This window comes from Oscillibacter sp. KLE 1728, assembly GCF_934833455.1.
Lineage (GTDB): Bacteria > Bacillota > Clostridia > Oscillospirales > Oscillospiraceae > Oscillibacter > Oscillibacter welbionis.
Map to the genome: position 1 here is coordinate 1 of NZ_CAKVVF010000069.1, position 10,442 is coordinate 10,442.

Below are 10,442 nucleotides of genomic sequence, written 5' to 3' on the forward strand. Positions count from 1 at the left end.
GCCCAGGGCCGGGTATTCGAGCGGTTTTACCGGGTGGACAAGAGCCATTCCTCCGGCGGCACGGGACTGGGGCTCTCCATCGTCAAGCACGGGGCGGCCTATCTGGGTGCCCAGGTGGAGCTCCACAGCGAACCGGGCCACGGCAGCACCTTTACGCTTACCTTTCCGAAGGCGGGAGCATGAGGGGGGGCTTGCAATCCCGGCGGAAGTGTGCTAGGATAACCGGAGATTGATGAATGATTGGAGGGGTGTGAAGATGCGGATCTGACCTTCGTGTTTTGGCATAGAGGGTTGCTGCGGCGAAGACGCAGCGTCTTTTTCCATGCCATTGCAGGGAAGGCAGACCGCTGATCTCACCCAGGTATCGCACAGCCCCGGATGCGGGGTGAATGCCGTATGCCCGGCCGCGGGAGAGGTCTGCTCTCCCGCGGCCGTTTTTTGCTGCGCAAAAGCACGGCGAATCGGAAATGACGGATGAGACGCTCATGTGCGCGGCATTTGCCGAAGTCTGCGGTGCGCCAGACCGCACATGAGGGTCTGCGCAAAGGAGGAATGCGATATGTCCATGATCGACGTCTCGAATCTGACATTTGGATACGAGGGCAGTCCGGAGCTCATCTTTGACCATGTGGGCTTTCAGATCGATAGCGGCTGGAAATTGGGCTTTACCGGGCGGAACGGCCGGGGAAAGACCACCTTCCTGCGGCTGCTCCAGGGGGAGTACCCGTACAGCGGCACCATCTCCGCCTCTGTGGAATTTGAGTACTTCCCCTACGAGGTGGCGAACCTGTCCCGGACGGGCCTGGAGGTGGTGCGGGAGATCGCGCCGGAGGCGGAGGACTGGGAGATCCAGCGGGAGCTGGGGCTTCTGGACCTGGCAGAGAGATCACTGGAGCTGCCCTTTTCCAGCCTCTCCAACGGGGAGCGGACCAAGGTGCTGCTGGCGGCCATGTTTTTGAAGGAGAATGCCTTCTTGCTGATCGACGAGCCCACCAACCATCTGGACCTGGAGGGACGGCGGAAGCTGGGGAGCTATCTGGCCCGGAAGCGGGGATTTCTGCTGGTATCCCATGACCGGGCGTTCCTGGACCAGTGTGTGGACCATATTCTGGCCATCAACCGGACCAATATTGAGATCCAGCGGGGGAATTTCTCCTCCTGGTGGGAGAACCGCCGGAGGCAGGACGCCTTTGAACTGGCCCGGCAGGAGAAGCTGCAGAAGGACATCGGGCGGCTGACGGAGTCCGCCCGCCGTGCCTCCGGCTGGTCGGACCGGACGGAGAAGAGCAAGTTCGGTGTGGACAAGACCGGGGCCAAGGCAGCGGACCGGGGCTTTGTGGGCCACAAGGCGGCCAAGCTGATGCAGCGGTCCAAATCCATCCAGCGCCGCCGGGAGGAGGCAGTGGAGGAGAAGAAGCAGCTGCTGCAGAACCTGGAGCGGCAGGAGGCGCTGGCGGTTACGCCCCTGCCCTGCCGGACGGGTGCGCGGCTGGCGGAGTTCCGGGACGTAGCCGTGTGCTACAACGGTCGCAGGGTCTGCCGGGAGATCACCTTCGAGGTGCTGGCGGGGGAGCGGATCGCCCTCCAGGGCGCAAACGGCTGCGGCAAGTCCAGCCTGCTGAAGCTGCTGCTGGGGGAAGAGATCCCCCACAGCGGCACGGTGGAGACCATGAGCGGCCTGGTGGTGTCCTATGTCAGCCAGAATACGGACCACCTGCGGGGCAGCCTGACGGAGTTTGTCCGGACCCAGGGTCTGGACGGCAGCCGGTTCCGGACCATCCTGCGGAAGCTGGATGTTCCACGGGAGCAGTTTGAGAAGGACCTGGCAGATTACAGCAGCGGCCAGAAGAAAAAGGTGCTGCTGGCCGCAAGCCTCTGCACACAGGCACACCTGTACGTGTGGGATGAGCCGCTGAACTTTATCGACGTCATCTCCCGGATGCAGGTGGAGGATCTGCTGCTGGCCTGTCGGCCGACCCTGCTGTTCGTGGAGCACGACGCCCGCTTCTGCGACGAGATCGCCACCCGGCGCATCCGGATCCAGAGGGAATGACTCGAAACAAGAAGACGCCCTCCGCAGTTGTGCGGAGGGCGTCCGTTTTCCTTTGTGATTACCAGAGGTCGGGCCAGAATACCTGGCCGTCCTCCGACCGGAAGGGCTCGGGCACCGTGTCCTCTTCCAGCATCCGGGCCCGGATGGCGGCGGAGAGGTCCTCCACTGTGCCGGGGCCGTAGTCGGCAAAGGACGCCGAGTCCATCAAAATGGCGCCCGCCCGGGCCATGTCCTCCAGATTCACCCGCTGGATCTCCTCGGTATGGGAGGAGCAGCAGTCCGTCAGCACCACGGTGTTGTACTCCAGAGCGATGGCGTCATAGCAGGTGGTGCGGATGCAGTTGGGGGTGGTGGTGCCGGTGAGGATCACCGTCCGCACGTCCAGCCGCCGGAGGATCAGGTCCAGCTCCGTCTGGAAAAAGGCGCTCCACCTGGGCTTGATGATGGTGTAGTCCCCGGGCTGGGGGCGCAGGCCCTCCGGTGCCTGGGCGCTGTTGGGACCGGTGGAGGCGGGGCGGCAGGCCCGGCCGCCAGCGACCCAGCCGGGGTAACGGGTCAGCTCCACATCGCTGCCGTCAGCGCGGTAGAGCCGCTTGACAAAGAATACCGGAATGCCCTTGGCCCGGGCCAGCTCCACGGCCCGGACGCAGTTGGGGACCATGGACTGGGCGAAGCGGATCCAGTGTCCGCCCTCCGGGTGGACGAAGCCGTTTTCCATATCGATGACCAGCAGGGCGGAGCGGGTGGGATTGGGTTTCATCAGCAGAACCTCCTGTCAGAGTTTTTGAAAAATATGAATGCGAAAGGAGATACGGGTGGTGAGAGACTCCAGGTCCGCCAGACGCTTTGCACCTGTCTTGGGGGTCTTCCAGTAATAGGGCGTCATCTGGAACAGGGCGCGGATGTCTGCCTGGCAGGGGAGGGTGATGGTGCCCTCCACCGGCACGATGGACTGATAGGCGAACCCCTCATAGGGGGTCTCCTTTTCCTCATTGGGATAGGGACGGTCGTAGAGGACCTGCTTCAGCTCCCAGAGGTGGTCCGGTCCGGGCACCACGTAGAGGAAGTGCCCGCCCGGCCTCAGCACTCGCCGGAATTCCTCCAGCGCCAGGGGGGAGAAGCAGTCCAGCAGAATGTCCGCCGCGCCGTCCGCCGCCGGCAGGTGGAAGGAGGAGGCCACAGCCCACGCAATGCCTTTCTCCCGCTTGGCGGCGGATCGGAGAATGGGCTTGGAAATGTCGGTTCCCGCCATCCGGGGGGATTTTCCCGCGGCGGCCAGGGTCTGGAAGATGCCGGAGGTGTAGAATCCCTCGCCGCAGCCCACGTCCCAGATCACCGGCGATTCGCCGGAAAGAGACAAAATCTGACAACAGAGCGTATTGAGAAGCGGATCATAATACCCCTTGGAGAGGAAATCCCGCCGTGCGGCGGCCATATCCCGGTCATCTCCCGGATCGGCGGAGTGCTTTTGATTGGGGGGCAGCAGATAGGTGTAGCCCTCCCGGGCAATGTCATAACTGTGTCCGGCCGGGCAGCGATAGGCCCGGTCTCCGCGGTCCAGCGGCGCCCCGCAGACGGGGCAGCGGAAAAGACTTTCCATCACGTGTCCTCGCCCGTCACATCGTTGATCCACTTCCGGCTCCGCAGCCGCAGGATACCCCAGGGGCACTTGCACACATTTTCCGACTGGATGCATAGGCACACCACCGCTACCGGGGCGTTGAACACCAGGGCAGTCAGGAAGGTCAGAGGTACAGCGATGACCCACTGGCAGCTCAAGTCGATGATGGAGGCCATGCGGGAGTCGCCGCCCGCCCGAAGCAGGCCGGTGATGTTGGTGATGTCAAAGGCCTTCAGCGGCAGCATGAAGAGATATACGACGCACATGGTGACGGCGATCTCCAGCGCCAGCCCCTCCAAATGGAACAGAGGATAGAGATAGGGGATGAACACCGTAGGCAGGAGGACCGCCAGGCACACCGACACCACGAAACCCACTCCGAAGGAGACCGTCAGCAGGCAGCAGCCCAGAGAGTAGACCTCCTCCCGGCCGGCGCCCTCACCGATCCGCTTGCCCACAATCACGGCGGTGGCGCCTGCGATGCCGAAGCAGGCCACAGTGGAGAACTTGTCGATGTTGCCCATGATGGCGTGGGCCGCCAGCATATCCGTGCTGATGGCCATGTGGCCCATGACGGCGGTCATAACGCTGACGCCCAGACCCCACAGCACCTCGTTCACCAGAACGGGGGTGGCGTATTTCAGGAAGCTCCGCGCCATGGCCCCGCCGGGCCGCAGCAGCAGGCGGAGCATCAGGGGCACTCGGCGGTAGCGGGGGGCATAGACCGCGACGATCACGAACTCCAGCACCCGGGAGGTCAGGGTGGCAATGGCAGCACCGGTGATCCCCAGCGCAGGCGCGCCGAACTTGCCGAAAATGAGAATGTAGTTCAAGCCCGTGTTGGTCAGCATGGAGATGCCGAAGACGATCATGCCCATGGCGGGATTCTCCGTGCTGCGCTGCATGCCGATGTAGACGGAGCTGATGGTGTTGAAGATATAGCTGAGGCCAACAATCCGGAGATAGGGGGCGCCCAACTCAATGAGCAGGTCGTTGTTGGTCACCAGAGCCATCACATGGAGGGGGAAGAAGAACAGCACAGCGGCCACGGAAACCGCAATGATGAGCCCGGCGTAAAGGCTGACGCCCATACAGCGGTTGATGCTGTCGGTGTCCCCCTTGCCCCAGTACTGGCTGGCCAGGACGGAGAGTCCGCTGAGCAGGCCCAGGATGATGATCTGGAGCAGGTAGATGGGCGTGTTGGCGGCAGTGACAGCGGACAGCTCATTCTGCCCCAGCATACCCACCATGAAGGTGTCCACAAATCCCAGGGAAGTGGTGATGAGATTCTGCAGGATCAGCGGCAGAGCCAGCAAGAACAGCCGCTTGTAGAAGCCGGGCTCCCGATGAAGATGACGAAACATAAAAGACGAAACCTCTTGAAACTGAAAAGTAAAATTGCCTTACAGCATGGGCATCCGCGTGTCGTGGTGGCGCCGCAGGGCGTCCGCACAGGCATCGATGTCGCCCTTGTCAGTCTCCGGACCGAAGCTCAGGCGGATTACCCCGCCGGAGACCTTCTTGGATAGCTTCAAGGCCGCGATCACGTGACTGGGCTTGCCCTGATGGCAGGCGGAGCCGGCGGAGATGCAGACGCCCTGACTGCCCAGGTCATTGACAATATTTTGGCTGGGCCAGCCTACGAGAGAGATGGAGAGGATATGGGGCGCGCCGCCGGGGGCGGAGAGGATTTTCAAGTCGGGGATGGCGGACAGCCGCTCTGCGGCATAGTCCCGGATTTTCGCCATGCAGCGGAGCTTCTCCTCCAAATTTTCCCGCCGCAGCTCCACAGCCCTGGCAAAGCCCGCGATCTGGGCCGTGGCTTCAGTGCCGGCCCGGAGGCCGCCCTCCTGCCCGCCGCCGGCCAGCAGCGGCTTTGGATTCCGGACCCGGGGACCGATGTACAGAGCGCCGATGCCCTTGGGCCCGCCGATCTTGTGGGCGGAGATGGTGAGGAAGTCCGCCCCCAGCGTTTTTGCGGAGCAGGGGACCTTCAAAAAGCCTTGGACCGCGTCGGTGTGCAGCAACGTCTGTGGGTTCTTCACCGCCAGGCCCCGGGCGATCTCAGCGATGGGATAGATGTTTCCCAGCTCGTTGTTCACCAGCATGCAGGACACCAGCGCCGTGTCCTGCCGGACGGCGGCGAGGACCTGCTCCGCAGAGAGGGAGCCGTCCTGAGCCGGGACAAGATACGTCACCTCGTATCCCTGCCGCTCCATCCAGCGGCAGGCTTCCAGCACGGCGCTGTGCTCCACTGCGGTGGTAACGATGTGGCGGCCCAGGTGGCGGTTCTGCCAGCAGGCGGCGGTGACAGCCCAGTTGTCCGCCTCTGTGCCGCAGGAGGTGAAGAACAGCTGCTTGGCCCCACAGCCCAGTGCGTCCGCCACGGTCTTCCGCCAGACTTCCACCCGGCGCTTCATCTCCAGCCCCATGGGGTACTGGGAGCTGGGGTTGCCGAACTGTTCGGTGAGCACCTCATACATGGCATCCGCCACCGCCCGGGGAACGGGCGTAGTGGCGGCGTGGTCCAGATAAATCATGAAAAACGATCTCCTTGCAGTTGGGCCTTGCCCAACAGTAAAAATTACAGTATAATCGAAACGCATCAAGTTATTATATAAAGGTTTTGCGGAAAGTGCAAGGAGATTCCATGAAAGTTGCCATCTATACCTTGGGCTGCAAGGTGAACCAATATGAGACCCAGGCCATGGAGCAGGAGCTGCTGGCAAGGGGGCACACGCTCACGGAGTTTTCCGATGAGGCGGATGCCTATATCGTGAACACCTGCTCCGTCACGGCAGTCAGCGACCAGAAGTCCCGGCAGGTGATCCACGGCGTCCAGCGGAAGCACCCCGGCGCCGTGGTGGCGGTGTGCGGCTGCTATCCCCAGACCCACGCGGACGACGTGCGGAAGCTGGGGGTGGACCTGATCTCCGGCACCGGCGACCGGACGGGTTTTATCCGCCTTCTGGAGGAGGCCGCGGCGGAGAAGCGGCAGATCGAGGCTATCGACCAGCCTTTTGAGCGGCGGGTGTTCGAGGTCCTGCCCGCCGGCGGCCTGGGGGGCCGCACCCGGGCTATGCTGAAGGTGGAGGACGGGTGCGTCAACTTCTGTACCTACTGCATCATTCCATACGCCCGGGGACGGGTGCGGTCCCTGCCCGTCCCCACTGCCGTGGAGCAGACTCTGGCCCTGGCGGCAGAGGGCTACCGGGAGATCGTGGTGACGGGCATCGAGATCTCCTCCTGGGGCCAGGACCTGAAGAACGGAGAGACCCTGATCGACCTACTGGAGGCTGTCTGCACCGCCGCACCGGCTGTCCGCATCCGGCTGGGGAGCCTGGAGCCCCGGACCATCACAGAGGAGTTCTGCCGCCGGGCGGCCGCCCTGCCGAACCTCTGCCCCCAGTTCCACTTGTCTATGCAGTCCGGATGCGACGACACCCTGAAGCGAATGAACCGGAAATACGATACCACTCGATATGCGCAGTCCGTTGCACTTTTAAATCAATATTTTGACCACCCCGCTGTCACCACGGACCTCATCACCGGGTTTCCGGAGGAGACGGAGGAGGAATTTGCCCAGACGCTGGACTTCATCCGCCGGTGCGGCTTTGCCCAGATGCACATTTTCCCCTACTCCGTCCGGCCCGGCACCCCGGCGGCCAAGATGCGTCAGGTGCCGAAGGCCGTGAAGGAAGAGCGGGCCCGCCAGGCGGCGGCGGTGGCGGAGGCGCTCCACCGGAACTATCTCGCGGCCTGTGTGGGAGCGGTGTATCCCGTCCTCTTTGAACAGCCCAAGGACGGCAGGTATTTCGGCCACGCACCCAACTATATGGAGGTGCTGGCGGACGGGACGGACCTGCATAACCAGGTGCGGAATGTGAAAGTCACCGGCACTGACGGAGCATCCCTGCTGGGTGAGCTTTTGGAGGACTGACATGAAGAGCCATTTCTTTGCCTACATCTCCCGGATGCGGTTCATCCAGCGGTGGGCCCTGATGCGCAACACCGCGCCGGAGAACGTCCAGGAGCACAGTCATCAGGTGGCCGTCCTGGCCCACGCTCTGGCGGTGATCCGCAACGAGAAGTTCGGCGGCCGCCTGGACCCCGGCGCCGTGGCGGTGGCGGCGCTGTATCATGACGCCAGCGAGATCCTGACCGGCGACATGCCCACCCCCATCAAGTACGACAACCCGGCTATCCGAAACGCCTACAAGGACGTGGAGGCGGTGGCGGAGGGCAAGCTGCTCCACATGCTGCCGCCGGAGCTTCAGGGGGTGTACGGGCCCATCCTGACGCAGTCCGACCCGGAGGTGCGGCAGGTGGTGAAGGCGGCGGACAAGCTCTCCGCTTATATCAAGTGTGTAGAGGAGCTGAAAGCCGGCAACAACGAATTCCGGCAGGCCGCCGGCCAGACCCGGAAAGCCCTGGAGGGCTATGAACTGCCGGAAGTGACGTACTTTCTGGAGACCTTTATGGACAGCTTCTCCCTGACCCTGGACGAGCTGCAGTGAACAAATAACCCCCCAGGCGCACAGCGCCCCGGGGGGTGGTTGTTGACATGTTAAGCATGGAGCAGCTAAACCCCCCCCCGCGGCGGACACCCACCACGAAAAAGTGCAACCGCGGGTTTGCGAAGCGCATGCGCATACAGTTCTTCCCCTGGCCGTCCCGGTCGGAGAAGAAGCCCTCTCCCGCCACAAAAGCCACGTTCACAGCCGGGTCTGTGGAAGACTCCTGCAGCAGGGCGGAGGTGTCGATGCCGCCGGGCAGCTCCACCCAGGTGAAGAGGCCGCCGTCCGGATTGCTGTGCTTGGTACCGGCGGGGAAATACCGGTCGATGCTCTGGAGCATCACGTCCCGGCGCCTGCGGTACAGGTCGCAGATCATCTGGTGGTGGGCCGGGTAACAGCCCCGCTTGAAGAACTCCGCGCAGAGGATCTGGGGCAGCATGGAGGTGTGGGAGTTGGTGGCGGACTTCACGTCCACCAGATGCTGGATGGTCTCCGTATCCGCCACCACATAGCCCAGGCGGGAGCCGGGGGAGAAAATCTTGGAGAAGCTGCCTGCCATCACCACATGGCCTGTGGTGTCGAAGTGCTTGATGGGAGGCAGGTCCTCTCCGCTGTACCGGATATCCCGATAGGGGTCGTCCTCCAGCACCAGCACGTCGTATTTGGCGGCCAGCTCCGCCACGGCCTTCCGCCGCTCCAGGCTGAGGGTGCGGCCGCTGGGGTTCTGGAAGGTGGGAATGACATAGATCATCTTGGGATGGCACTGCCGGATCTTCCGCTCCAGATCCTCCGGGATCAGGCCGTTGTCATCCATGGCCACACCCACGCACCTGGCCTCGAACATATCGAAGATCTCCACGGACTGGACGAAGGTGGGGGCCTCCACCAGGATCACGTCGCCGGGGTCGATGTACGCCTGGCAGGCCAGGTTGATGCCCTCCAGGCCGCCGGTGATGATTATGACGTTGTCCACGCCGCAGTCGATGCCCTTGGGAGCCAGCAGCTCCCGGACCACCACCTCCCGCAGGTCCCGGATCCCCTCAATGGGGCCGTACTGCAGGGCCTCCACGCCCCGGGTGTCCGTCCGCAGCACCTCGTCGGCCAGCTGGCGAATGGTGTCCACCGGCAGGGCCTCTCTGGCGGGGGAACCGCCGCTGAAGGAGATGATGTCCGGGTTGGTCATGGACCCGAACAGTCCTTTGACCACATTGGCCGTGAAGGCCATTTTTTCCATACGCTTGGCATAAGGCACCATTCTGCGCTGTCCTCCATTTCAAGGGCGCGCCCTTCCGGCGCGCCGCTGTGTGATTTGATCGTTTCAGTATACCACACCAGGCGGGAAAACTCAATTCCCCAAAAACAAGCCGTCCCGGGGCATTGCCCCGGGACGGGAGGATGGTCATTCCAGGGGAATTTGGATGTCTCCCACCTGCACGGCGGCGACCTGGCTCACGTCCAGCAGGTCCTGGAACTGGCTGGTGAAGCTGACGGAACCGTGGCCGTCATCCTGGGAGATGCTGGTACTGCCAGTAAGGCCTGTGGCCAGTTCCCGAACTGGCTGGGTGGTGCCGTCCCGGCACACCAAGGTAGTGGCCTGCAACAGGTTGTCTATGCTCTCATAGGGCACGGGGGCGGACACGTCTCCAAGCTTCACACTGATGGCAAAGGGGGACAAGGTGACCTGGGCATAGAGGCTGTCCTGCCGAAGGGAGCCGGTCCACGTCTGGCTAACGGCCTCCGGCTGGAAGGTGAGGATGGCAGGATGGGTTGCCAAGGCGGTCACCTGGCCGCCTGTGGATAACTGGGGGGGCAGTACCATCACCGTCAAGGGCTGGGCAGTGAAGTCCAAGTCGCCGTCCTTGGCCGTGATGCTGCAAAGGTAGGCGAGGGTGTTGGTTTCCGGGTCGTAGCCCTGGCTGGCTACCTCGCCGGAGCTGCCGTGGGAAAAGTTGGAAAGACGGTACGGCTGCAGGGTGTTCCAGCTAAGGAAGTAATCCCCGTAAGACGTGAAGTCCGACCAGTCCAGGCCATGCCACCTCTTCAGATCAGCGGCCTTAAAATCCGCCCAGGAGAAGTCTCCGGTAAGGTAATAGCCGATCTCGGGTGGATAGATGAAATCATCATCAGACTGATCTGCCCGCTGCACCGCCTCCCGGTCCACCGTATCCGGCAGTTGATAGTCCAGCACCAGGTAGACGGTTTTTTCACTGACCAGTGCCTGCCGTACCGTCAGGGTCACATCGTCGCAGAC

At 62.9% G+C, this 10,442-nt stretch carries 10 protein-coding genes; 4 read left to right on the forward strand and 6 right to left on the reverse strand.

Annotated features, from left to right (window positions below; genetic code table 11):
* Both QVE23_RS08355 and abc-f read left to right on the forward strand, forming a co-directional pair.
* A partial coding sequence (locus QVE23_RS08355) for an ATP-binding protein (protein ID WP_287967923.1) occupies positions 1–183 on the forward strand: 183 nt, incomplete at its 5' end.
* Between the two features lie 376 nt (positions 184–559).
* The gene (abc-f, locus tag QVE23_RS08360; protein ID WP_025544789.1) at positions 560–2,053 is read left to right on the forward strand and encodes a ribosomal protection-like ABC-F family protein; all 1,494 of its coding nucleotides are present in this window, start codon (positions 560–562) and stop codon (positions 2,051–2,053) included.
* Positions 2,054–2,111: 58 nt separating this feature from the next.
* Here abc-f and QVE23_RS08365 read toward each other — a convergent pair whose 3' ends face one another.
* From QVE23_RS08365 to QVE23_RS08380, 4 genes are read right to left on the reverse strand one after another with little or no spacing between them, the layout of a single operon-like run.
* Positions 2,112–2,813 (reverse strand): cysteine hydrolase family protein, encoded by a 702-nt coding sequence (locus QVE23_RS08365; protein ID WP_021748877.1) that lies wholly within the window; start codon positions 2,811–2,813, stop codon positions 2,112–2,114.
* Between the two features lie 15 nt (positions 2,814–2,828).
* Complete coding sequence (locus tag QVE23_RS08370; RefSeq protein WP_287967924.1) at positions 2,829–3,653, reverse strand: putative RNA methyltransferase; 825 nt, start codon at positions 3,651–3,653, stop codon at positions 2,829–2,831.
* Entirely contained in the window at positions 3,653–5,038 is a 1,386-nt protein-coding gene (locus QVE23_RS08375; protein ID WP_287966624.1) for an MATE family efflux transporter, read from the reverse strand. Before QVE23_RS08375 ends, QVE23_RS08370 begins: the two co-directional genes overlap by 1 nt.
* A 39-nt stretch (positions 5,039–5,077) precedes the next feature.
* The gene (locus QVE23_RS08380; RefSeq protein ID WP_287967925.1) at positions 5,078–6,214 is read right to left on the reverse strand and encodes a cysteine desulfurase family protein; all 1,137 of its coding nucleotides are present in this window, start codon (positions 6,212–6,214) and stop codon (positions 5,078–5,080) included.
* A 110-nt stretch (positions 6,215–6,324) separates the two neighbouring features.
* Here QVE23_RS08380 and mtaB point away from each other — a divergent pair, with 110 nt between their 5' ends.
* Positions 6,325–7,614: a tRNA (N(6)-L-threonylcarbamoyladenosine(37)-C(2))-methylthiotransferase MtaB gene (gene mtaB / locus QVE23_RS08385; RefSeq protein ID WP_287966622.1), complete on the forward strand. Its 1,290-nt coding sequence runs from the start codon at positions 6,325–6,327 to the stop codon at positions 7,612–7,614.
* 1 nt (position 7,615) lies between these two features.
* On the forward strand, positions 7,616–8,191 hold the full coding sequence (yfbR, locus tag QVE23_RS08390) for a 5'-deoxynucleotidase (RefSeq protein ID WP_021748882.1): 576 nt from the start codon (positions 7,616–7,618) through the stop codon (positions 8,189–8,191).
* Here yfbR and QVE23_RS08395 read toward each other — a convergent pair.
* Both QVE23_RS08395 and QVE23_RS08400 read right to left on the reverse strand, forming a co-directional pair.
* Entirely contained in the window at positions 8,151–9,446 is a 1,296-nt protein-coding gene (locus QVE23_RS08395) for an aminotransferase-like domain-containing protein (RefSeq protein WP_287967927.1), read from the reverse strand. The two genes, yfbR and QVE23_RS08395, sit on opposite strands and share 41 nt — an antisense overlap.
* 144 nt (positions 9,447–9,590) lie before the next feature.
* On the reverse strand, positions 9,591–10,442 hold an 852-nt coding region (locus QVE23_RS08400; RefSeq protein WP_287967928.1), incomplete at its 5' end, for a hypothetical protein.